The sequence below is a fragment of the Nocardiopsis sp. NPDC058631 genome, from assembly GCF_042716955.1.
Classification (GTDB): Bacteria; Actinomycetota; Actinomycetes; order Streptosporangiales; family Streptosporangiaceae; genus Nocardiopsis.
This window is the reverse complement of the sequence record NZ_JBHXQY010000024.1, coordinates 1-22762: the sequence shown is the minus strand read 5'-3', so window position 1 is coordinate 22762 and position 22762 is coordinate 1. Positions and strand designations below refer to the sequence as shown.

The 22762-nt window shown below is 70.0% G+C and carries 19 protein-coding genes and 1 tRNA gene; 8 read left to right on the top strand and 12 right to left on the bottom strand.

Annotated features, from left to right (window positions below; all coding sequences use genetic code 11):
* Positions 1-221 precede the first annotated feature (221 nt).
* Together ACFWTE_RS10890 and ACFWTE_RS10885 are read left to right on the top strand one after the other, a co-directional pair.
* Positions 222-545 carry a DMT family transporter gene (locus tag ACFWTE_RS10890; protein ID WP_378779133.1) on the top strand — a complete coding sequence of 108 codons (324 nt, stop codon included), beginning with the start codon at positions 222-224 and terminating at the stop codon, positions 543-545.
* 14 nt (positions 546-559) lie between these two features.
* Entirely contained in the window at positions 560-1168 is a 609-nt protein-coding gene (locus ACFWTE_RS10885; protein ID WP_378779132.1) for a TetR/AcrR family transcriptional regulator, read from the top strand.
* On the opposite strand, the gene ACFWTE_RS10880 is transcribed toward ACFWTE_RS10885, so the two are convergent.
* A complete protein-coding gene (locus ACFWTE_RS10880; RefSeq protein WP_378779131.1) occupies positions 1104-1907 on the bottom strand; it encodes a DUF6597 domain-containing transcriptional factor in 804 nt (267 codons plus the stop codon). The genes ACFWTE_RS10885 and ACFWTE_RS10880 overlap by 65 nt on opposite strands.
* 139 nt (positions 1908-2046) lie before the next feature.
* Between ACFWTE_RS10880 and ACFWTE_RS10875 the strand changes: the two genes are divergently transcribed.
* Complete coding sequence (locus ACFWTE_RS10875; RefSeq protein WP_378779130.1) at positions 2047-2598, top strand: TIGR03086 family metal-binding protein; 552 nt, start codon at positions 2047-2049, stop codon at positions 2596-2598.
* A gap of 160 nt (positions 2599-2758) precedes the next feature.
* Here ACFWTE_RS10875 and ACFWTE_RS10870 read toward each other — a convergent pair whose 3' ends face one another.
* The 6 genes from ACFWTE_RS10870 to ACFWTE_RS10845 form a co-directional block, all read right to left on the bottom strand.
* Positions 2759-4753 carry an ABC1 kinase family protein gene (locus tag ACFWTE_RS10870; RefSeq protein ID WP_378779129.1) on the bottom strand — a complete coding sequence of 665 codons (1995 nt, stop codon included), beginning with the start codon at positions 4751-4753 and terminating at the stop codon, positions 2759-2761.
* 367 nt (positions 4754-5120) lie between these two features.
* A complete protein-coding gene (gene dacB, locus ACFWTE_RS10865) occupies positions 5121-6740 on the bottom strand; it encodes a D-alanyl-D-alanine carboxypeptidase/D-alanyl-D-alanine-endopeptidase (RefSeq protein WP_378779128.1) in 1620 nt (539 codons plus the stop codon).
* A 238-nt stretch (positions 6741-6978) separates the two neighbouring features.
* Positions 6979-9219 carry a dipeptide ABC transporter ATP-binding protein gene (locus ACFWTE_RS10860; protein ID WP_378779127.1) on the bottom strand — a complete coding sequence of 747 codons (2241 nt, stop codon included), beginning with the start codon at positions 9217-9219 and terminating at the stop codon, positions 6979-6981.
* Positions 9216-10055 carry an ABC transporter permease gene (locus ACFWTE_RS10855; RefSeq protein ID WP_378779166.1) on the bottom strand — a complete coding sequence of 280 codons (840 nt, stop codon included), beginning with the start codon at positions 10053-10055 and terminating at the stop codon, positions 9216-9218. Before ACFWTE_RS10855 ends, ACFWTE_RS10860 begins: the two co-directional genes overlap by 4 nt.
* A 91-nt stretch (positions 10056-10146) precedes the next feature.
* On the bottom strand, positions 10147-11157 hold the full coding sequence (locus ACFWTE_RS10850) for an ABC transporter permease (RefSeq protein WP_378779126.1): 1011 nt from the start codon (positions 11155-11157) through the stop codon (positions 10147-10149).
* Positions 11158-11337: 180 nt separating this feature from the next.
* Positions 11338-13029: an ABC transporter family substrate-binding protein gene (locus ACFWTE_RS10845; RefSeq protein ID WP_378779125.1), complete on the bottom strand. Its 1692-nt coding sequence runs from the start codon at positions 13027-13029 to the stop codon at positions 11338-11340.
* A gap of 664 nt (positions 13030-13693) precedes the next feature.
* On the opposite strand from ACFWTE_RS10845, the gene ACFWTE_RS10840 reads away from it, so the two are divergent.
* Together ACFWTE_RS10840 and ACFWTE_RS10835 are read left to right on the top strand one after the other, a co-directional pair.
* Positions 13694-14167, top strand: coding sequence for a hypothetical protein (locus ACFWTE_RS10840; RefSeq protein ID WP_378779124.1), 474 nt, complete (start codon positions 13694-13696; stop codon positions 14165-14167).
* A gap of 112 nt (positions 14168-14279) precedes the next feature.
* Entirely contained in the window at positions 14280-14894 is a 615-nt protein-coding gene (locus ACFWTE_RS10835; RefSeq protein WP_378779123.1) for a rhomboid family intramembrane serine protease, read from the top strand.
* Positions 14895-15005: 111 nt separating this feature from the next.
* Here ACFWTE_RS10835 and ACFWTE_RS10830 read toward each other — a convergent pair whose 3' ends face one another.
* From ACFWTE_RS10830 to dcd, 4 genes are all read right to left on the bottom strand, one after another.
* A complete protein-coding gene (locus tag ACFWTE_RS10830) occupies positions 15006-15938 on the bottom strand; it encodes a glycine betaine ABC transporter substrate-binding protein (RefSeq protein WP_378779122.1) in 933 nt (310 codons plus the stop codon).
* A 42-nt stretch (positions 15939-15980) separates the two neighbouring features.
* Positions 15981-17213: an ABC transporter permease gene (locus ACFWTE_RS10825; RefSeq protein ID WP_378779121.1), complete on the bottom strand. Its 1233-nt coding sequence runs from the start codon at positions 17211-17213 to the stop codon at positions 15981-15983.
* Positions 17210-18208, bottom strand: a complete 999-nt coding sequence (locus ACFWTE_RS10820; protein ID WP_378779165.1) for a glycine betaine/L-proline ABC transporter ATP-binding protein — start codon at positions 18206-18208, stop codon at positions 17210-17212. The genes ACFWTE_RS10825 and ACFWTE_RS10820 overlap by 4 nt, the downstream gene beginning before the upstream one ends.
* Positions 18209-18637: 429 nt before the next feature.
* Positions 18638-19228 carry a dCTP deaminase gene (gene dcd / locus ACFWTE_RS10815; protein ID WP_378779120.1) on the bottom strand — a complete coding sequence of 197 codons (591 nt, stop codon included), beginning with the start codon at positions 19226-19228 and terminating at the stop codon, positions 18638-18640.
* A 135-nt stretch (positions 19229-19363) separates the two neighbouring features.
* Between dcd and ACFWTE_RS10810 the strand changes: the two genes are divergently transcribed.
* Positions 19364-19434 (top strand) — tRNA-Gly (locus tag ACFWTE_RS10810).
* Positions 19435-19609: 175 nt separating this feature from the next.
* Here the strand turns inward: ACFWTE_RS10810 and ACFWTE_RS10805 are convergent.
* The gene (locus ACFWTE_RS10805; RefSeq protein WP_378779119.1) at positions 19610-20440 is read right to left on the bottom strand and encodes a helix-turn-helix domain-containing protein; all 831 of its coding nucleotides are present in this window, start codon (positions 20438-20440) and stop codon (positions 19610-19612) included.
* A gap of 164 nt (positions 20441-20604) precedes the next feature.
* Here ACFWTE_RS10805 and ACFWTE_RS10800 point away from each other — a divergent pair, with 164 nt between their 5' ends.
* Together ACFWTE_RS10800 and ACFWTE_RS10795 are read left to right on the top strand one after the other, a co-directional pair.
* Entirely contained in the window at positions 20605-21360 is a 756-nt protein-coding gene (locus ACFWTE_RS10800) for an SDR family NAD(P)-dependent oxidoreductase (RefSeq protein WP_378779118.1), read from the top strand.
* A 428-nt stretch (positions 21361-21788) separates the two neighbouring features.
* Complete coding sequence (locus ACFWTE_RS10795; RefSeq protein WP_378779117.1) at positions 21789-22457, top strand: hypothetical protein; 669 nt, start codon at positions 21789-21791, stop codon at positions 22455-22457.
* Positions 22458-22762: the final 305 nt, after the last annotated feature.

The window sequence follows — 22762 nt, the reverse complement described above, 5'->3', positions numbered from 1 at the left end:
CATCGGTATAGAGCGGTTACCACCGGCACGAGACGAGACACCGGAACGGCCGACCATACACCCAGGGGGTACGTCCCAGAAGCCCTCCAGATATGAGATTACGGGCATCCCACAACCGATCCGCACACCGGGCTGCCCCTACCGGTAACATCTTGAGCGAACGAACAGGTTTCTTGCCGAAAGAAACCTGAGCACCTGCCCAGTTCTCCTCCGGAGGTCTCATGCCCTGGCTCTGGTTGGTCGGTGCCATCACCGCCGAGGTGGTCGCCACCACCTCCCTCAAACTCTCCGAGGGGTTCACCCGGCTCGTCCCCTCGGTGGTCGTCGTGGTCGGCTACGTCGCCGCCTTCACGATGCTCAGCCAGTCCCTCACCCGGGGCATGGACCTCGGTGTGGCCTACGGGGTGTGGGCGGCCGCGGGCATCGCGCTGGTGGCGGCGATCGGAGCCCTCTTCCTCGGCGAGTCCCTCACCTGGGTACAGGTGGGCGGCATCGCCCTGATCATCGGCGGAGTGATGGCGCTGGAGCTGGGCGGCGGGCGTTGACGGAGAGGAACGCGGTGCGCGGCACCCGCGACGAGGAGACCACCGACGGCCGCAGGCTCAAGGGGCTGCAACGGCGCCGGCTGCTCCTCGACGCCACCATGCGGCTCGTCGAACGCGAGGGCGTGGCCGCTGTCAGCCAGCGCCGCGTCGCCGCCGAGGCGGGCGTGCCGCCCAGCACCGTCACCTACTACTACGCGGCCGTCGACGACCTGCTCGTGGACACCCTCACCCGGGTCAACGACACCTACGTGGAGGCGATGGAGGCCCTCCCCCGCGACGCGGACCCCGCGCTGCGAGGGCTCGCCGAACTCATCGCCGGCGCGGGGTCGGGGGACGGCCGGACCTCCGCGGTCGCCGAGTACGAACTGTTCCTGCTCGCGGCCCGGCGGCCCGCGCTGCGGCCCCAGATCGACCGGTGGAACCGTGCGGTGGACGCCTTCCTCGCACCGCACCTCCCCGATCCCGGCGATCGCGAAGCCGCCTCCGCCACCGTCGACGGCCTGTTCGTACGCGCCTGCACCGATCCGGAACTGACCTCGGACGGCATCCACCGGATCCTCAACCGGCTGCTCGTCCTCCGCTCCTCCCCCGCGCCGCGTAACGGGCCGGCGGAACACCGATGACGGAGGTGAACTCCCTGGTCAGGTGGGACTGGTCGCTGAACCCCAGTTCGGCGGCCAGCCTGCCCCAGTCGGGCACGGCCCCCCGCCTCGCCCGCTCCGCCGCCTCGTAGAGGCGGTACCTGCGGATCACCGTCTTGGGCCCCAGGCCCACGTGGTCGGCGAACCTGCGCTGGAGCAGCCGCACACCGACCCCCTCGCGCTCGGCGAGGGCGGCGACGCCGACCACCGTCGGATCCGCGGCCACCCGTTCCACGAGGTCGCGGGTGCCCTCCGCCGGGTGGCGCCCTCCGGGCAGCCGCTCGGACAGGATCCGGTCCACAGCGGCCATGAGGGGACCCGGTTCCCCGGGGAACTCCTCCCCGTCGAACACCTCCGCCACCGGCAGCGCGGCATCGGCGATCCCGACCATCGGGCGGCCGAGGAAGGGACGGAACCCGGCCGGTCGGAACATCACCCCGAGGGCCCACCCCTCCCCCTCCAGGCGGCGGGGGGTGACCTCCGTGGCGGGCCCGTGCACCGTGGCGGTGCCGGCGGTGAACACCACGTTGACCACGGGATGGGCGAGGACGCGCTGGGTGTACGGCTCGCGGCCGGTCAGGTTCCACGCGGCCACCCAGTAGCGGTCCACGAAGCGGGCGACCGACGCGGAGGGCGCGTACCTGTCGATCCGGAAGCGGGTCAGCCCCGCCTCCGGATCGATGATGCCCCGCGCGTCCCGCTCCACGGGCTCCGGTCTCACACCCACCAGCGTAGGACCCCGGTCGGACGGTTCCCGGTGCACCAGCCGGGCCACCGCGCCTGTCGCGTTTCTTCAAGACCCCGGCGGGACCGCCGCACGAGGATGGGTCCGAACCACGAACGACCAAGGGGACATCCTCATGAGCGACATCCGCGCACGCTACGCCCGCCTCTCCGACGACTTCGCCGCCACGGTCGCGGCCGTACCCGACAGCCGCTGGTCGGCCCCCTCTCCCTGCGAGGGGTGGACCGCCCTGGACGTGGTCCGCCACGTGGTGGACACCCAGGGCATGTTCCTCCGCCTGGTCGGCCGCGACCTGGGCGACATCCCCTCGGTGGACGCGGCCCCCGCCGCCGCCTGGGACGCGGCACGCGCGGTGGTCCAGGCCGACCTGGACACCCCGGAGCTCGCGAACGCCGCATACGACGGGTACTTCGGGCGGACCACGTTCGCCCTGTCCGTCGACCGATTTCTCAGCTTCGACCTCGTCGTGCACCGCTGGGACCTGTCACGGGCCGCGGGCCTGGACGAGCGGCTGGCCCCCGAGGACGTGCGCTGGGCACACGGGAACACGGCCGTGTTCGGCGACGGCATGCGCGGCGCGGGCGTCTGCGGCCCCGAGCTCACCCCGCCGGAGGGCGCGGACGCCCAGACGCGGTTCCTCGCGTTCGTCGGACGCCGGGCCTGGTAGCCGGTCGGCCCCGCCCACGGGGTCGCGGACCGGTGCGGCCGACCTGCCCGGCGGGCCGAGGGGCCGGGCCGGCTCCCCTCACCCCGCCGGGTGGACGGGCACGGGCCGCTCCGTCCGGGCGGAGCTCCCGTCCGGCTTCCGTCGGAGCCCGGCGGGTATCTCAGCGTCTCCTCGGGGACCCGTCCCTGGAGACGCCCACCAGCAGCCGGAGGACCAGCAGCCCCGCCAGCGCCAGCAGCAGCCAGGCCGAGGCGTTGAGTACCTGGGCGCGCGTGGACATGTCCGCCCACACCACGTGGGGGCCGTCGGTGACGTTGAACAGGCCCACCGCGGTCAGGCCGGTGGTCACCGCCAGGACGGTGAGGATCATCCGGTGGACGAGCCCCATGAGCAGGCGTCTGTCCTCCGGGTGCGCGAACGGCCGCACCAGGACGGTGAACCTGCCCTTGTGCAGCTGGTCGGTGATCCGGTCCAGCCTGCGCGGAAGGCGGCGGAGTGTGGGCAGCATCGCCATCACCTCGTCCAGCGCCGTGTCGCGCAGGCTGTCCTTGGTGAACCGCTCCGACATCCGGGCCTCCGCGAAGCGCTTGGCCTCGGTGACCGTGTCGAACCCCGGGTCCAGGTACACGAGGGTGCCCTCCAGGGTGGCCAGGGCCCGGAAGACCGCCGCCAGCTCCGCGGGCAGGCCGAGCCCGAACCGGGTGACGATGAGGAGCAGCTCGGTGAACATCCTCATGCTGACGGTCATCCCCTGGTGCAGGTGCCGCGCCATGAACTGGCCGAGTGCCCTCCGCAGGCGCTCCTCGTCCACCCCCTCCGGGTCGGTGACCACGTCGAGGAGGGTGTCGGTCAGCAGGACCGCGTCGGCCCGGTCCAGGGCGACCAGCATCGTCTGGAGGGACTCGCGGGTCACGCCGTCCAGGCGGCCCACCGACCCGTAGTCGAGCAGGCCCAGGTCGCCGTCGTCGAGCAGCAGGATGTTGCCGGGGTGGGGATCGGCGTGGAAGATGCCGCTGATCATCACCTGCTCAAGCAGGCACTCCAGCAGGGCCTTGGCCAGCCCGGGGCCGTCGGCTGTGGCCGGGTCGGCCCCGCCGATCGGAACTCCGTGCAGGCGTTCCATGACCAGGACCCGCCTGCTCGTGTAGGCGTCGTACACCCGGGGGATGCGGACCCGGGAGCCCTGGGCCGCCTCGGACACGGCGGCGATGTTGGCGGCCTCCACCTCGAAGTCCAGCTCCTCCCGGAGCGCGTCGGCGAACCCCTGCGCGAGGTTGACCACGCCGATCGCGGGCCCCCAGTCGGTGCTCTCCTCGAAGCGCGAGGCCAGTCGGCGGATGATGTCCAGGTCCCGGTGCACGACCGGGCCGATCCCGGGACGCTGCACCTTGACCACCACCTCCTCACCGCTGCGCAGCCGGGCTGTGTGCGCCTGGGCGATGGAGGCCGCGGCGAGAGGGTGTTGGGAGAAGTCGTCGAACACCTCGTCCAGGGGGCGGCCCAGCTCGCGCTCCACGCTCGCCCGCACCTCGTCCGCCGGGGCCGGGGCCACCTCGCTGTGCAGCCGTCCCAGCTCCTCCACGAACACCGGCGGGAGCAGGTCGCGACGGGTGGCCAGCACCTGGCCGAGCTTGATGAACACCACCCCGGCCTCCTCCAGCGAGCTGGCCAGGGAGCGGGCCAGGCGGCGCTGTCCCGACGCGCCCTCGCCCGTCTCCCGCCGACCGCTCACGTAGCCTCCCAGTCCCCGCCGGGCGAGGATCCACATGATCTGCCGGTAGCGGCGCATCCGCCCGCCCCAGTCGAGCACCGCGCGGGCGGCCTGGACCGGCCGCAGCCGGGTGCCCCGGGGCAGGGCGAGCTCCAGGGCGACGAAGGCCAGCAGGGACGCGGCGGCGGATACCGCGGTCATGACGGCGACGAACGCGGGGACCGGTGTGCGTTCGAGCCCGGCGAGCGCCTCGAAGGACCCGTAGTAGAGGACCACGGAGGCGATGGAGCCCAGGAACAGGCCGACGATGCCGGCCAGCGCCAGCCGGGGCGCGCTGAACGGCACGCCCATCATCCGGCTGGCGAGCGTGCCGACCCCGAGGAGCAGGACGACGAACACGGCCAGCGACAGGAGTTGGGAGATGCCCTCACCCAGGTAGGTCACGATCCGAACGCTCACTTTCCGTGGTTCCGCGCGTGCGGGGAGGTACCGCTCCGGGAGGAGGAGAGGTCGGGAACGGCGGTCCCCACGCACGCGGAGGGTACCGCCAGGGAATGCGACGCGATCGCGTGGGAGGTGGGGTGGCGTCGTGGTTCCAGACTGCCATCCCGGGGGCGGCCGCGAAAGCGCGGTCCCGCGCCTGTGGAAAACCCGAGGGCCACGGGTTCGCCCCGTGACCCTCGTCTCCGCTCCGTCCGACCGGCACGCCCTCAGGTCGCCGTGTCCTCAGGCCACCGCACCGGTCGGCCGGTGCGCCCTCAGATCAACACGCCCTCAGATCACCGCACCGGTCGGCCGGTGTGCCCGCCGGTCAGCAGGCCTGTTCCCAGGAGCACTCCAGCTCACCGCTGCCCTGGACCGGGGCGCGCAGCGGGCTGACGCCCTCCGGCGCCTGGTGGCCCGCGTACTCGGCCAGGCGCACCGCGATCGCGTTCTGGACCGCGAGGGGCGCGGGGCCGGAGTGGCCGTTGTTGACGATGCTGAACACCAGCTCGCCCTCCGGACCGGGCACGTACCCGGACAGGGCGCTGACCCCGCTCATCGTGCCGGTCTTGGCCTGCACCACGCCCTCCGCCGCGGTGCCGCGCATGCGGTTGGCGAGGGTACCGCCGACGAACGGGTCGCTCTCGCCCGCCACCGGCAGCGAGGCGGACCAGGGCTCCTCCCAGGAGGCGCCGCTCGCCCGCCCCAGCAGGTCGACGACAGCGTCCGCGGTGACCAGACTGCCCCGGGACAGGCCGGAGCCGTCGTTGAGGACCAGGTCCGCGGTGTCCACTCCCAGACCCGAGAGAGCGCCCTCCACGCCGACGAACCCGGCGTCCCAAGTGCCCTCGCCGGAGGTCTCCTGCCCGATGCTCTTGACCAGCATCTCGGCGTGCCCGTTGTTGCTGAACTTCATGAGGGGGACGAGGAGCTCGGAGAGCTCGGCCGACGTGTGGTCGGCGAGCACCTCGGGCGCCTCCCAGTCGGCGGGGACGCCGCCCAGGCCGACGTCGCCCTTCACGGTGACGCCGTTGTTCTCCAGCGCCTCCTCGAAGAGGTGCCCGGCGAGCGCGGCGGGCTCGTCGACCGTCCGCAACGCGGTCACGGGGGCGGCGTCCGCGGGGAGCGAGCCGGTGACCGCGATGGTGTTGGTGCCCACCGGACGGTTGATGACGAGGGTGTTGCCGCTGCCCGGGGCACCGGTGACGGCCTGGTTGTCGAGTTCGGCGTAGCCCTCGGCCGCGCCGAGGTCCACGTCGGCGGGCTCACCCTGCGCCGCGGGGGCCACCGAGACCTCCGTGACACCGGTGTCGAAGCGCTCCCCGTGGGCGACCGTCAGGGCCGAGATCTGGGCCGAGTAGGCGTACGGCTCGTCCTCGGGCCACCAGTCGTCCACGAGCCGCTCGGAGTCGAACCACGTGTCGTCGGCGTACAGGTCGCCCTTGACCGTGCGGACCCCGGAGGCCGCCACCTCGGCGGCCATGGCGTCCAAATCCTCGGCGGACAGCGTCGGGTCGCCCCGGCCCACCAGGTAGAGGTCCTGGACCTGCCCCCGGCGCCCGGGGGCGTCCTCGGCCGCCACCTCGGTCCCGAAGGTGTGGTCGGTGCCCAGGACCTCCAGGGCGGCGGCCGCGGTGAACAGCTTCATGTTGGACGCGGGCAGCAGCTGCTCGCCGCCGTCGCGCGAGTACAGCTCCTCGCCGGTCGCGGGGTCCACGACGACCACCCCGGACACCGCGCCCTCCAGGGCGGGGTCCTCCAGGATGGCGTCGATGTCCTCGCGCAGGTCGGCCACGCGGGCGGCGGAGGTGTCGGCGAGCGCGGGGGACGCTCCCAGAAGTGTCATCGGCAGCAAGGGGATCGTGACGAGGGCGGCGGCGGCCGTCCAGGCGCCGCGCCCTCCGGCACGGCGGGGGCGCAGGGGGTCACGGAGGGTGTTTGGTCTCATGGGTCTCCTCGATGAGGGCAACAGCAACGCACCCTAGCCCAGGAACGGCCGCCGATCCACCATCCGGCGCGCGGGTCGTCCGGCATGGCAGGGGTTCCCGCCTCATCCGCCGTCCCCGGGGCGGGTGGCGGCCGCAGCGGCCAAGACCCCCAGGGCCGGAGACGGACGCCTGCCGGGGACGACGACGGGCCGGCGCCGGAGCTCACGCCCCGTCACCGGCCCGTCGTCGCGCAACGGCTCAGATCAGCTCGACCACCTGGGAGTAGTGGCAGGCGTCCTGGTGCCCGGCCCCCCTGTCCAGCAGGCCCGGGGGCTCCTCCACGCACCTGACCCGCTCGGTCTCCGACAGTTCGCCTGCGAACTTCGGGCACCGGGTACGGAACCGGCAGCCGGACGGGGGGTCGGCCGGGCTGGGGACGTCACCGGTGACGACGATCCTCTCCCGGGTCCTCTCCTTGACCGGGTCCGGCAGCGGGATCGCCGAGATCAGCGCCTGCGTGTACGGGTGCGCCGGGGCGCTGAACAGCTGGTCGGTCGTGCCCGTCTCCACGATCTTGCCGAGGTACATCACGGCGACCCGGTCGGCGATGTGCCTGACCACCGACAGGTCGTGCGAGACGAACAGGTACGACAGGCCCAACTCGTCCTGGAGGTCCTCCAGCAGGTTGATCACACCCGCCTGGATCGACACGTCCAGAGCCGACACCGGCTCGTCCAGGATGAGCACCTTGGGGTTGAGCGCCAGCGCGCGGGCGATGCCGATGCGCTGCCGCTGGCCGCCCGAGAACTCGTGCGGGTAGCGAGAGCCGTGCTCGGGGTTGAGGCCCACGAGCTCCAGGAGTTCCTTCACCCGGGTCCTCGCACCCTTGGCCCTGCCGTGGATCTGCAACGGCTCGGCGACCGTGTCCGAGACCGTCATGCGCGGGTCGAGGGAGGCGAACGGGTCCTGGAAGACCAGCTGGAGGTCGCGGCGCAGCGGCCGCATCTGGGCGTCCGACAGGTCGTGCAGCGGCCGTCCCATGTACCGGACGTCTCCCGACGTCAGGCGGATCAGCTGGAGCAGCAGGCGCGCGGTCGTGGACTTGCCGCAACCGGACTCGCCGACGAGCGCGAGGGTCTCGTGCTCGCGCAGCTCCAGGGAGATCCCGGAGACCGCCTGGACCTCACCGATCTTGCGCCGCAGGATGCCCTTGGACCGGATCGGGAAGTGCTTGACCAGGTCGGTGGCGCTCAACAGGACCTCGGCCCGCGCCCCGTCCGCGCCCTCCCCCGCGCCGTCCTCCTTCTCCGCCCGCTCCTTCGGGGCCTCCTGTGCGGAACCCCCTCCGACGGGAGCGGTCCCCAGTTCGGCCGCCAGGACCTCGGCGGGCGCGTCCGCGTCCACGGAGGTGGGCCGGAAGAGGTCGTCCGGGCGGACCCCGGCCAGCTGCTCGCTGAAGTGGCAGGCCGACCGGTGCCGACGCAGCGGATCCTCCTCCGGCTTCCCCGTGGCGGACGCCTCGATGTTCGCCGGTTCTGCGAGCTCGGGCATCTCCGTCCGGCAGATGTCCTGCGCCATCGGACAGCGCGGCGCGAACGCGCACCCCCGGGGGAGGTTGAGCAGTGACGGAGGCGTGCCCAGGATGGGGGTGAGCCGTTCGTGCCCCCCGTCCAGCCGGGGCATCGACCCCAGCAGACCCAGGGCGTACGGCATGCGCGGACGGTAGAAGACGTCCTCCACCGTGCCCGTCTCCACCAGGCGGCCCGCGTACATGACGGCCACCCGGTCCACGTGCCCGGCCACCACGCCGAGGTCGTGGGTGATCAGCACGAGGGCGGCGCCGGTCTCCCTGCGGGCCGCCTCCAGCGCCTCCAGCACCTGGGCCTGGACCGTCACGTCCAGGGCGGTGGTGGGTTCGTCGGCGATGATGACGTCGGGGTCGTTGGCCATCGCGATGGCGATCACGACCCGCTGGCGCATACCTCCGGAGAGCTCGTGCGGGTACTGGTCGACCCGGCGGTCGGGGTTGGGGATGCCCACCTTGTCGAGGAGTTCGACGGCGCGCTCCCGCGCCTGCTTCTTGCTCACGTCCCGGTGGGTGAGCACGGCCTCGGCGATCTGGTAGCCGACCGTGTACACCGGGTTCAGCGAGGTGAGGGGGTCCTGGAAGATCATCGCGATCTTCTCGCCGCGGATCCTGCTGATCGCGGCGTCACCGAGCCCGATGACCTCCTGGTCGAGGACCCTGGCCGAGCCGGTCACCTCGGCGGTCCTGGGCAGCAGGCCCATGATCGCCATCGAGGTCACCGACTTGCCCGAGCCCGACTCCCCGACGATGCCCAGCGCCTCGCCGCGGCGGACCTGGTAGGTGACGCCGCGCACGGCGTTCAGGGGGCCGTCCTCGGACGAGAAGGTGACGCTGAGGTCCCGGACGTCCAGGACGACGTCGTTCCCGGTGGTCGGGGTGGAGCCGTCGCTCATGTGTTCGGTCGTGGTCATCGCCGCACCATCGTCTGTCGTGGGTCGAGTGCGTCCCGGAGTCCGTCACCGATGAAGTTGATCGTCAGGCAGATCATGACGATCAGGACGCCGGGCGGATAGAACAGCCAGGGCCGGGTGAAGGCCGCGGTCCTGGAGCCCTCCACCATCTTTCCGAGGGAGATGTCCGGCGGCTGGATGCCGAACCCGATGAAGGAGAGCGCGGCCTCCGTGAGGACCGCCACCGCCACCAGCAGGGTCGCGGCCACGATGATCGGTCCGGCCGCGTTGGGCAGCAGGTGGCGGAAGATGATCCGCGAGGCCCTGGCCCCCACCGCCCTGGCCGCCTCGATGAACTCCTGTTCGCGCAGGGAGAGCACCACGCCGCGGACCACGCGGGCGATGGTGGCCCAGGAGAACAGGCACATGATCAGCGCCACCGCGTACCAGGTGGTCCCGCCCCGCACGTTGCCGTTGATCGCGGCCACGGCGACGATGAGCGGCACGATGAGGAACACGTCGACGACGCGCATCATGATCGCGTCGATCCGTCCGCGGTAGTAGCCCGCGACCGCGCCCCAGACCGAGCCGATCACGGTCGACAGGACCGCGACGGTGAGGGCGACCTTCAGGGACTGCTGGGTGCCGCGCATGGTCTGCGCGAACACGTCGTTGCCCTGGTTGGTGGTGCCGAAGGGGTGCTGCAGGCTCGGCCCCTGGTTGCCGAGGATGTCCCGGCTGACGGTGTGGTCCCAGGGCCACACGAAGGGACCGATGAAGGCGAAGACCGTGATCAGGCCCAGGACGACCAGGCTGACCATCGCCGCCCGGTGCCTGCGGAACCGGCGCCAGACCATCTGGACCTGGCTCAGCTCCTCCCCCCGGTTGACGTCCCCTCCGGCGGGGAGCCCGACCGGGCCCTTCCCGCTCGCCGTACGGCTTTCGGTGTCACTCATAGCGGATCCTCGGGTCGAGAACGCCGTACAGGATGTCGGCGATGAGGTTGGCGACGACGACGAGGGTGCCGCTGAGCATCAGCCAGGACATGAGCGCGAACGCGTCCTGTGCCTTGACCGCCTCGATGAAGAAGTAGCCGAGACCCCGCCACTGGAAGATGGTCTCGGTGATCACCACGCCCTCGATGATGCCGACGAAGCCGATGGTCGCGACGGTGACCAGGGGGATCAGTGCGGTGCGCAGCGCGTGGCGCCGGACGACCACGCTGTTGCGCACGCCCTTGGACCTGGCGAGGCGCACGTAGTCGCTGTTGAGCACCTCCAGCATCGACGTCCGCTGGTAGCGGCTCCACGCCGCGTAGCTGGTCAGCATCAGGGTGACGGTGGGGAGCACGAGGTGGCCGGCGGAGTCGAGGAAGTACTCCCAGTTGGTCATGTTGCCCACCCGGGCCGAGTTCGCCCCGATGGTGAAGAAGAACGAGGTGTCCGTGGCCTGGTTGAAGGCCAGGCCTCCCTCGCGGATCAGCGCGCCCAGCCAGAACGTCGGCATGGCGAGGGCGAGGAAGCCGATGAAGGTGAGGGCGTAGTCGAGCTTGGAGTACTGGCGCATCGCGCTGACGACGCCGGCGATGACGGCGAGGCCGAGGGCGAAGACGAGGGCGGCAGTGACCAGTCGGAGGGTGACGGCGATGCCTGAGGCCAGCTCTTCGCCGATGTCGAAGGCGCCGCCTCGGACCGAGGGTCCGAACTCGCCCTGGAGCAGGCCGATGTCTCCGTTGCCGCCGATCCCCGTCATCCAGAGCCAGTACCGTTCCGGGGTCGACCGGTCCAGGTAGTAGCGGGCCTCCGCGGCGGCGATGGCCTCCGCGCTGGGCGGTGGCTGCGCGAGGCGCATGTCCGCCAGCGGGTCGCCGCTGAGGTCGACCATGAGGAACACGAGAACCGACGCCGCCAGGAGCACTGGGATCGCCACGGCGAGGCGGCGCGCGGTGTATACGAGCATGGGAAGGTCCTTCGGTGAGCGCTCCCGGAACGGGGAGGCGGCACCGCCCGCCACGGGGGGCGGGCGGGCGGTGCCTGCCCTGGCCCGGGCCTGCGCCGGGACTCGCGTCCCGGCGGAGGTCACCGGTCCTGGGGCGTCTCCCCGCTGTTCAGCACGGAGCGTTGCGGGCCGGGAGGTGCGCTAGTTGACCGCGGTCCACTCGTGCTGGTTCCACTGGGCTCGGCGCGACTGGGCGTTGTTGTCCGTGACGTTGCCGAGGTAGTTGGTGTCGTAGAAGTAGAACGACGGGGTGTCCACGAAGGGCAGCACGTAGGCCTCCTCCGCGACGAGCGCGGCGGCCTCGTTGGCGTACTCGGCGGCCTCGTCGGAGGTGGCGACGTTCTGAGCGGCCTCCACGAGCTCGTCGACCTCGGAGTTGTCGAGCTTGCCGTGGTTGCTCAGGCTCTCGCTGTGCCAGTAGTTGTACGGCGAGCTGGCGAAGGCCGGCGTGGTGCTCCAGCCGTAGATCATCAGGTCGAAGTCCTGCTCGGCGAGGGTGCCGCCCAGGTCGTCGGTGGTCTCGATCTCGGCGGTGACGCCGATCTCGGCCAGGTCGGCCTGGATCAGCTCGGCGATGATCTCGCGGGCGACGTGGCCGGCGGTGTAGCGCAGGCGCAGCGGGGGGACCGCCTCGCCGTCGAGTTCGAGGGTGTCGCCGTTGAGCTCGTAGCCGGCCTCCTCCAGGCCCTCCAGCGCGGCCTCGGTGTCACCGGTGCCCTGGCCGGTTTCGGTGATGACGTCCTCGTGGTACTCGCTCGACGCGGAGAAGACGTGGTTGGTGCGCGGCTCGACCTCGGGGAACTTCTCGCCGTAGGTGCGGGTCGCGATGTTCTGGACGTCGATGGCGGCGAAGATGCCCTGGCGCAGGGCCTGGTCGGACAGGGCCTCGTTGTCGAGGTTGAGGTCCAGGTGCTCCCAGCTGCCGCCGGACTCGATGCCGAACTCGACGTCGGGGGCGTCCTCCAGCTGCGTGATGACGTCGTCGGACCAGGAGGCCGGGGAGCCGCCCTGGACCTCGCCGTTGGTCAGCGCGGGGACCCAGCTGCCCTCTTCGGTGTTGACCTCCAGGATGATCTCCTGGACCTCCGGGGTGGCGCCGTAGTACTCCTCGTTGGCGACCTTGACGGTCCGCCCGTCGAGCTCCGGGGTGCCGTCGAAGATGTACGGGCCGCCGGAGACGGTGACCGGGTTCTCGTTGAACCAGTGGGAGGACTCCAGCATGCCCTCGGGGGTGTCGAGGTCGAAGCCCTCGGCCTCGGCCAGGTGCGACGGGTAGAGGCCGTCCCCGGCGAAGGTGTACCACTCGGGGAACTGCGTCCCCTCCTCGATGGTCACCGTGACGGTCTTGCCGTCCTCGGAGCCCTCGACGTTGTCGATGAGGAGGTCCACGTCGGAGCCGCGGGAGTTGCAGATCTCGGCGCAGAGGTCCTCGTTGCCGCTGTTCATCTTCCAGGCCCAGATGAAGTCGTCGGCGTCGATGGGCTCGCCGTCGCTCCAGTTGGCGTCGGGGTTGAGCTCGTACTCCCAGGTCATGGGGTCTTCGCTGATCAGCTCGGGCGTGTTGGTGACGAGGTCGGAGTTCCACTCCCACTCGCCCTCGGGGTTGTAGAAGCCCGGCACCGGGAGGACGCCGTGGACCATCTGGATGACGTAGACCGAACCGCCCTCGGGGGCGTTGTGGTTCCAGCCGCCGCCGGGCTGGTTGACGATCCAGGTGACGGAGCTGCCTTCACCGCCGCCGCCGCTGTCCTCCGGCGGTGAGCAGGCGCCCAGCACCAGTGCAGCCGAAACGCCGACAGCGGCGACGGCCAACATTTTCCTTCGATTCTCCATCAGTCACACCCTTGATCACTAATGCGAGCCGGACGCGCGGGTTTGTGCGGTTCACGCACAGCCATCCGAGCTTAGGCGATTAGTCGATCAGAAGACCATTGAGCGAAATGTCTGTATAGCCCCACTGCCGGATTCGTGACCCATCCGCAACCGGTTCGCGCCCATCGTCCTTGGGCGTCGACACAAACCCTCAATGCTCCGGTAACACCGACCGTCATCGCAGGTCAGCGGGAGATCCTCACGAGAGACGCCATCATCCGGATTCGGACCAGCCGGAAATGAATTGCAGGACATTCGATGGCGTCAACGTTGTTTACTATGGAGTAAACGACGTTTGACTACAGCTCGCCCCCACACGATTACCGAGAGAAAATCGGACACTGGGCACAAAAATCCCCATCAGGCTCGAAAGCCCCAACTCGCCTCACTCTCGGACGTCGATGCACGGGACAACCTCACACCTCGAAGTCATTCATAGGATGATCTGATGTTAATCAGATAAACGCGGCAAAGATCTTTAATCACAACAAAGCACTCATATCCCATGCCGAATCCTCCGCCCAGACTGTCCGAAACCACCGTTCGCATCCCTGTGGAGCCGATAGGGTCGGAAACGGCGACCGCCGTGATCCCACCGCAGCATCCAGCGAGAGAGGCATCTGCCGTGTCCGAAACAGTCCGCATGGTCTGCCCCGTAGGCCGTAAGCACGTGGAGCTGTGGGCTGGTTACGCTCTGGTGGTGTTCGGGGTCGTGGTGGTCGCGATCGACCCCCTGCACTGGGCCCACATCACGTTCGGGGTGCTCATCGCGCTCATCGGCGCCGCCCTGGCCGCGCACGGGCACATGATCAAGGCACCGGTCCTGGAGATCTCCGACGGCGAGTTCCGCTACCAGCGCGGCCGGTACATCGTGCGCGTGCCCTTCCACGACATCGGCTCCTACTACGTCCTGCCGGGCCGCATCCGGTCCCTGGGACTGTGCGACCCCACCGGGCGGCCCAAGCGCTTCCCCTCGCTCCAGAACCGCCGCGCCTCGCGCACGTACCTGCCGCTCACCGGGATGACCAGCCCCGCGAAGGTCGAGTCGTTCATGGCCGTGGCGGGCATCCCGCCGCGCAAGCGCTCACTGACCTCCTGAGCGGCCGGGGGCCTCCCCCGCCGACCGGACGACTCTGGACACAGCAGACAATTACCCACCACACGCCCCACAGACATACCGTCGCAAGCGCGTGTCCTCTACCCTCGGTGGCGTGAAGCAGTCCAGAATCACCGCCATCCTGACCGTAGCGGGGATGCTCGCGGCCATGTGGGTCCTCGAGATCCTCGACAGCTTCCTCCTCCGGGGGGCGCTCGACCAGGGGTTCGGCCTACGGGCCTGGAACCTCGACCAGCCCTGGACCGTGGTGACCGCGCCCTTCATGCACGGCAACCTCGAACACCTCATCGGCAACTCACTGCCGTTCCTCGTCCTGGGCTCCCTCGTGGCCTTCAGCGGTCTGGGCCGGTTCCTGCTCACCACGCTGATCATCATCCTCGTCAGCGGGGTCGGGGTCTGGCTGTTCAGCTCGCCCTTCTCCATCACCGTCGGCGCCAGCGGCCTGGTGTTCGGCTACTTCGGCTACACGGTCCTGCGCGGCATCGTCGAGCGCAAGACCGTCGACATCGTCATCATGATCTGCGTGATCATCTTCTACGGGACGATGATCTGGGGTGTCCTCCCCCAGTACCCCGGCGTCTCCTGGCAGGCCCACCTCTTCGGCTTCCTCGGCGGCCTGTTCGCGGCGTACCTGCTCCCCAGGCGGGAGAGGGCCCGGCAGCTCAACCAGGGATACGGGGGCGCCCAGGGCGGCTACTACGCCCCCTGACCCCCACACGACGTGAACGGGCTGCTCCCCTCAGGGGAACAGCCCGTTCACGTCTTCGCCGCGGACGCGGCGCACGCGATCACGCGTTGCCTGCCCGGTGGAGTGGGAGTCCTAGAACTCCAGGCCCTCGGCGTCCTCGCCCAGGGTGCGCTCCAGGAACTCGGGGTTCTCCGACAGCCAGGTGCGAGCGCCCGCCTGCGGGTCCTCGACGTCCTCACCGACGGTCAGCACCTCGAGGGAGGCGAGCTCCTCGTCGGACATCTCCCAGTCCCCGATCCACTCGGTCAGCTCCGGGTACTCCTCGGTGAAACCGTCACGGCCCACCGCGTGGATCTGCTCGGCGTCGCCCATGAGGCCCTCGGGGTCCTCAAGGTCCTTCAGGTCGTACTGCGCGTAGGCGGGGTGGGGACGCCACAGGGTGACGACGATGGGCTCCTCCTCGGCGATCGCCGAGTCCAGCTCGGCGAGCATGGCCGCGGCGGAGGACTCGATGAGCTCGAAGTCCTCGTCCAGCCCGTAGCCCGGCATCGCCTCTTCCTTGGTGACCCGGGTCAGACCGGCGCCCGGGTCGATGCCGATGATCTCGCCGCCCAGGTCGTCGGCGTGGTCGGCCAGGTCCGCGATGCTGTTCACGTCCTCCATGTAGGTGGGGACGGTGATCGTCAGGATGGCGTTGTCGTACCAGACACCGAGGTCCTCCAGCTGGTCGCCGTAGTCCTCCCAGTAGTCCGAGTGCGTGATCGGCAGCCAGGTGTCGAGGAACAGGTCCACGTCGCCGTTGGCGGCGCCCTGGTACATGGGGGCGACGTCGACGTCGGTGATCGTGACGTCGTAGTCCAGCTCCTGCAGGATCACCTCCCACATGGCGGTGGTGGCGATGCCCTCCTCCCAGGCGATCCGCGCGATGTTGATCTCCTTGTTGTCACCGGCCTCACCGTCGGCGGGGCCGGTCAGGTCCTCACCGCCGCCACCGCAGGCGGTCAGGAGGAGGGCGGTGCTCATTCCGGCGGCGGAGAGCGCGGTCATGCGCTTGCGGCTGTACATCGTGGGGTTCCTTCGCTCGGTCATTCTGTGTGGCGGGACTACTCAGGAGGTCTGGGCGGCGCGCGCCCTCGGCCCCTTACGGGTGACGGCCGCCGTGAGGCGGTCCAGGAAGATGGCCAGGATGACGACGGCGATACCGGCCTCGAAGCCGAGGGCGCCGTCGTTGCGCGTGATGCCCTGGTACACCTGGCTGCCCAGTCCGCCCGCGCCGACCATGCCGGCGATGACGACCATCGACAGTCCCAGCATGATGACCTGGTTGACACCCGCCATGATGTTGGGCAGGGCCAGCGGGAGCTGGATGCCGGTGAGGATCTTGCGGCTCGGAGCTCCGAACGCCTCGCCCGCCTCGACCAGCTCGCGGTCGACCTGGCGGATACCGAGCTCGGTCAGGCGGACGCCGGGGGGCATCGCGAACACGATGGTCGCGACCACGCCCGGAACGGCGCCGATCGAGAAGAAGAAGATCGCCGGGATCAGGTAGACGAACGCGGGCAGCGTCTGCATCAGGTCCAGGATCGGCTTGGCGATCTTGCTGACCGTGTCGTTGTAGGCCGCGAGGACGCCGATCGGGATCGCGATGACGACGGCGATGGCACTGGCCACGAGCACGAGGCCCAGGGTGTCCATGGCGTTGGTCCACTGGCCGACGGACGCGATGAGGGTGAGGGCGACCAGGGCGAACAGGCCCAGCCTCCACCCGGCGACCGAGAGTGCGAGCAGGCTCAGCAGCAGGATCATCAGCAGCGACGTCGGGTTCGTCACCACGGTCGGCAGGACGAGCCATCCCAGTACGAGCAGGGCGAGCCAGCCGCCCGCGACGACGCCGGTCCTGAGCCGGGTCCCCCGGTCCAGCAGGCCCAGCACCGTGACGGCGATCAGGAACAGCAGCGAGATGCACAGGTACGCGTCCACGTACTGCTGGTCGAAGAGCGCCATCGCCCATCCGAAGGCCGGGCGTCCGAGGAGGTTCACGACGGTGTCGCCGAACCCGATCTGCCCCTGGAGGACGTAGAGCAGCGAGACGACGGCGACGATCAGGACCAGCGGCAGCCGGCGGGTCCTCAGCAGCGGCACGGCGATGATGACCGCGGCGATGAAGGCGAGCTGGCCCGCACCCGGTTCGACGAAGAACCCGGCGAGGGCTTCGACGGCCCAGCGGATGAACGCGCCGAGCGCGTCGAAGACGAGACCGAAGTTGGCCTTGAACCAGGCGTTGACCGCCTCGAAGCCCTCGCCGATCGGCAGGCGCGGTGGGAACTCCACGGGGGTCACGGGGTCTCCTTCCCTGCCGCGAGGGCGGCGAGCACGGAGTTGCGTGTCACCGTGCCCAGGACGCTGCCGTCCTCGGCGACCACGCGGAGGCGGTCGGCGGTCGTCATGCTGGCGTACAGGTCGGCCACCGGAGTGCTCGCGGCGACCTGCGGCGAGGACGCGTCGGCCGACGGGGCGGCGGAGTCCAGGACGGAGGCGGCGGTGAGCACGCGGGTGCGGTCGACGTCCTCGATGAACCGCTCGACGTAGTCGTTGGCGGGTTCGCTGAGGATCTCCTGCGCGGTGCCGATCTGGGCGACGCGCCCGTCGCGGAGCACGCAGATCCGGTCGCCGAGGCGCATGGCCTCGTTGAGGTCGTGCGTGATGAAGACGATGGTCTTGCCCAGGCTCTTCTGGAGTTCCAGGAGCTGGGTCTGCATGTCCCGCCGGATCAGCGGGTCGAGCGCGCTGAACGCCTCGTCCATGAGGATGATGTCGGTGTCCGCGGCCAGTGCCCTGGCCAGGCCCACACGCTGCTGCATGCCCCCGGAGAGCTGCTCCGGGAGTTTGCCCTCCCAGCCGCCGAGACCGACCAGTTCGAGGGTCTCCTGGGCCCTGCGGCTGCGCTCGGCACGCGGGATCCCGCGGAGCTCCAGGCCGTAGGCGGCGTTCTCCAGAACCGTGCGGTGGGGCAGCAGCGCGAAGTGCTGGAAGACCATGCTGATCTTCTCGCCGCGCAGGTTCAGGAGCCCCTTCCTGCTCAGGGCGGTGATGTCCACCCCGTCGACCTCGACCGTCCCCGCGGTGGGTTCCAGGAGGCCGTTGAGCATCCGGATCAGGGTCGACTTCCCCGATCCGGACAGGCCCATGACGACGAAGATCTCGCCGGGTTCGACCTCGAAGGAGACGTCGATGACGGCTGCCGTCACGTCGAGGTCGGCGATGGTGTCACGGTGGCTGCCGTCCTGGAGCCGCTCGACGGCGGCTCCGGACTGTCTTCCGAACACCTTGTACAAGTGGTCTGCGCGTACTGCTGGCACGGTCTCCTCTAAGGGGCTGTCCTGACCGCGGGGCGCACCAGGGCACACTCCTGCCCCTTGCCATCCCACGGTTCCCGCAGGTAGCTGGCTTGCGCAGGGCCCCCATGCGCCCCCTGGTCAGGGCGGTACCGCTACCTGGTTCACGTCGGGTGCAAACCCTACAGAGATACGTACGCACAGTTCAGACGGTTGGTAACCGGCAAATAACATGTTTAGACGGCATAAAAACCGTCCGCCGACCTATGACACCGGATACAGGCACCGCAAGACGTCGATATGTGATCTATACCACTATTGATTTATTGGTGACCCTTGTCACATATGCGAGACAGATGTGCCATACGACGGTATGTGGTGGCCCGTAAGCGTACCGTCAGTGCCCGCCGGTTTCCGGGGCGCCCCCGGTCAGGGTGCGTCGGGGCTGATCGGGGTCCGGGCGAAGCCCTGGTGCGACCTGGACGGCGTCGGGCCGCGCTGCCCCTGGTAGCGGGAACCGTAGCCCGCGGAGCCGTACGGGAACTCCGCCGGGGAGGACAGGCGGAACATGCACAGCTGGCCGATCTTCATGCCCGGGTACAGCTTGATCGGCAGGGTCGCGACGTTGGACAGTTCGAGGGTGACGTGCCCCGAGAATCCGGGGTCGATGAACCCCGCGGTGGAGTGGGTGAGAAGGCCGAGGCGGCCCAGGGAACTCTTGCCCTCCAGCCGGCTCGCGATGTCGTCAGGCAGGCTCACCACCTCGTAGGTGGAGGCCAGTACGAACTCTCCGGGGTGGAGGATGAACGCCTCCTCCCCGTCGGCCTCGACCAGCCGGGTCAGGCCGGGCTGTTCGACCGAGGGGTCGATGTGGGGGTACTTGTGGTTCTCGAACACCCTGAAGAAGCGGTCCAGCCGCACGTCGACACTGGAGGGCTGGACGAGGCTCGGGTCGTAGGGGTCGATCCGGACCCGCCCGGCATCGATTTCGGACTTGATATCGCGATCGGAGAGCAGCACGGTCCGAACCTACCGCCTGCGACAACGCGGCGTAGGCTCGATCACCAGGCCCCAGCCCCCGCGCCGAGTTGCCCATGGGGGGCGGAGTTGGGCTAGGATGACGTGCGTCGACAACCGGACTTCCGGCGGTCGCAGGCGGATGTAGTTCAATGGCAGAACTTCAGCTTCCCAAGCTGATAGCGCGGGTTCGATTCCCGTCATCCGCTCCGTTCGAAAAACGGCCCCTGGCCTGTGAAGACCCTTCGCACACCAGGGGCCGTTTTCGCGTTGGGGGTGCACCAGCGGGTGCACGGGGCCGCCGGATGCCCAGAGGGTCGCTGTCCGGGGCGGTGCTCCGCTCCGACCGCCGCTGAGCGGACCATCGCCTCGAAAACCCCGGGCTCACGCCCGTAGTGCCTCGCCTGACGCCGGTGGGCGGTCAACCGCGCCGGCAGGAGAGTAGATCACGATCCAGTGGTCCCGTTCGGCGTCGTGCAGCATCTCGCTCTGGAATTCCAGCCATCCCCGGGTCGGATGGAGCAGGTGCTTCACGAGGGAGCGGCCTGCCCCGACCTCGCCTCGCTCCCAGTGGCTCCGGAAGGTGGCGCTGGTCGCTGAGAGCTCCACGAGCAGGGACTGGAGGTATTCGTCGTCCGGGTATCGGACCATGGCCGAGCGGAGCTCCGCCGTTGCCCACTGGGCGTACCGGTGGGCCCCCTCGTCTCCGAGGACGCGGCGCGCCGTGGCCGTGAAGCCGTGGTGAACGATGTTGCGCCGGTACCGGCCCGTGCCGTGCTCCAGCCCGAGAAGCTCGGTGGCGGCGGCGTTGCGCGCCATCACTTCCAGGCGCCCGTCGTGGACGGTGACCGGGACGGTGTCGTCAAGGCCGCGCAGGAGCCGGAGGAGCCCTGGACGGACCTGGCTGTCCGGGGAGAGCGGTTCGGGGGGCAGCTCACCGGCGAGCCGGAAAAGGTGGTCCCGCTCAGCGGCTGAGAGGCCGAGGGCCCGTGCCAGCGCGCCGAGGACCTCCCGCGAGGGACGCGGCGCCCGATCCTGCTCAAGGCGGGTGTAGTACTCGACGGAGATCCCGGCGGCCTCGGCCAGTTCCTGTCGTCGCAGTCCCGGGACCCGGCGCTGTGCGCCCGGACCGTTGGTGGCCTTCCCGGGAGGCGCCATCACGGCGCGCCGATGACGCAGGTAGTTCCCGAAGCCCGCCCTGATCCCCGTCGGCATGCACGCCATTGTGCCGTAACCGTCCGTCGACTGGCCCTGCCGGTACCAGGTTCAAGAGGGTCTTCCTCGCCCTTGGTCGGTTCGGCACAGTTGCCGTAGAGGACGCGCGCCGGGCGGCATGAGCGTTCCTCCAACACCGCCACACCAGACAAAGGAGAGTCCTCGTGTCCACGAACCGCATCGCTCTGGTCACCGGAGCCAACCAGGGCATGGGCAGGCACGTCGCGAGAGAGCTGGTCTCCGACGGGGTCACCGTGTACGTCGGGTCGCGCGATCTCGCCCGCGGCGAGGCGGCGGCCTCCGAGATCGGCGAGGGCGCCACGGCGCTCCAGCTCGACGTGACCAACGCGGCCTCGATCGCCTCCGCCGCCGAGCGGATCCGTGAGGAGGCCGGTCGGCTCGACCTCCTGGTCAACAACGCCGCCATCTCCACCACTCGCACCAACGTCCGCGACATGGCCGAGCTCATCGCCATGGCGAAGGCGAGCACGGCCCCGCTCGACGAGGTGCGGGCCGTCTGGGAGGTGAACGTCTTCGGCCCTCTGGCGGTGTACCAGGCCATGCTGCCGCTGCTTCGCGAGTCGTCGGACGCACGCATCGTGAACGTGACGAGCGCGCTGGGATCGCTGACGACCATCTCGGACCCGGCCTTCGCGCACCACTCGGCGTTCGAACCGATCTACGCAGCGTCCAAGTCAGCGCTCAACGCCGTGACGCTGTCCATGATGACCGAGCTGGAAACGACCGGCATCAAGGTCAACCTCGTCTCACCGGGGTTCGCGAACACCGCGCTGGTCAACTTCGAGGGGACGGAGTCGGTCGAGGACGCATCCCGCGAGGTGGTGCGCGTCGCCCGTCTCGGGCCCAACGGGCCAACCGGTACCTTCACCCTCTGGGAGGGCGTCGACATCCCGTGGTGACCGCTCCCGACAGGTGGTTCATCCGGGTGGGGCGGCCCGCGTCGTGCGCGAGCACGAGGCCAGGTCGGACCGGTGGTGCGGTGACCTGACCTCTCGCGTTTTCGGGGCAGCGTCCCCGGGCCGCGTGCCACGCACCGGACGTGGCGTGGCGCCACGACGACCGCCTCCGTGCGACGAGGAGGTGTCGGCCCCCTTCCTGGCACGGCACGCGCGGGACGTGGCGGCCCTCGCCTGAGCCGACGGCCGCCCCTGAACAACCGGACCGGCTCCCCCGTCGCGGAGTGGCGTCCGGGTCGGGAGACCGTCGAAGTGGGCTGTGCGACGACACCGATTTTAAGTGCAACAAATCCGGTGTCATCGCACTCCTACAACAGGAGCCCGTCCCTCCACCCTGGGCTCTCATCCCTCCAGCACACCATGAGGTATCCATGCTGAACTCTCCCCGCACGCACCGCGTCGCCTTGGGCGTCGTCGCCGCCGGATCCGCTCTCGCCCTCGCCGCCTGCGGCGGACCCGACCCGCAAGCAGACGCGACCCCGGAGGCCACCGAGGTGGTCGAGGAGGAGACCCCGGAGGTCGACACCGCCGACTTCAACCAGGGCCCGATCCCCGACGCCGCGCCGGAGGTCACGGAGGAGGACCTGCCCGCCGAGCCCGACAGCGCCGCGCCGCTGGGCGACCGCATCGCCTGGGAAGCCCTGGAGCAGGTCTCCGTCTTCGCCTCCGTCGTCGACCCGGACGCCACCTCCACGTGCCCGGACATCGCCGGCACCGAGGGAGAGTCCGCCACGTGCACGGTGAGCTTCCTCGGAGAGGAGTTCGACTACACGATCACCGTGGAGTCCTCCGGTGTCCTCATCTCCTACCAGCAGGAGCTCCCGGAGGGCCCGCTCGTCCGCGAAGCGGTCGAGGACACGCTGCGCGTGCAGGCGGAAACCGAGTACGTGCTCTGTGACATGGAGGCCGACCTCGTGCGCGGCGAGCCCGACACGGACGCGCCGTTCACCTGCCTGGCACTGGACGAGACGACCGGGGAGGCCGACGAGTACACCCTGAGCATCTCGATGTACGGGGCGTTCACGTTCTTCGTCGTCTGACCTGCGGCACCGTCATGCCCGCGCCGCCCCTTGCATGGGAGGCGGCGGGCACGGCGCCGTGCCCCGCGCCGGCGCGGCAGGACCCGGCTCGGGGCAGCCGACACCGGACGTAGCCGGGGCCGGCCGCGCCCACCTGCGCGGGGCCGTCCTCCGGCTACGCGGCCTGCCCGCTACCCGTGTACCTGGCCTCCTGGGCCAGCACACCTAGGCCCAATGCCGTTCGGTTAGCCGTCTGGTGGGCTTGGCAAGGCTTCGATCGTGATGTGGACGACTGTTCTGTGGGTGCGGTGGTCGATGTCGCGGCC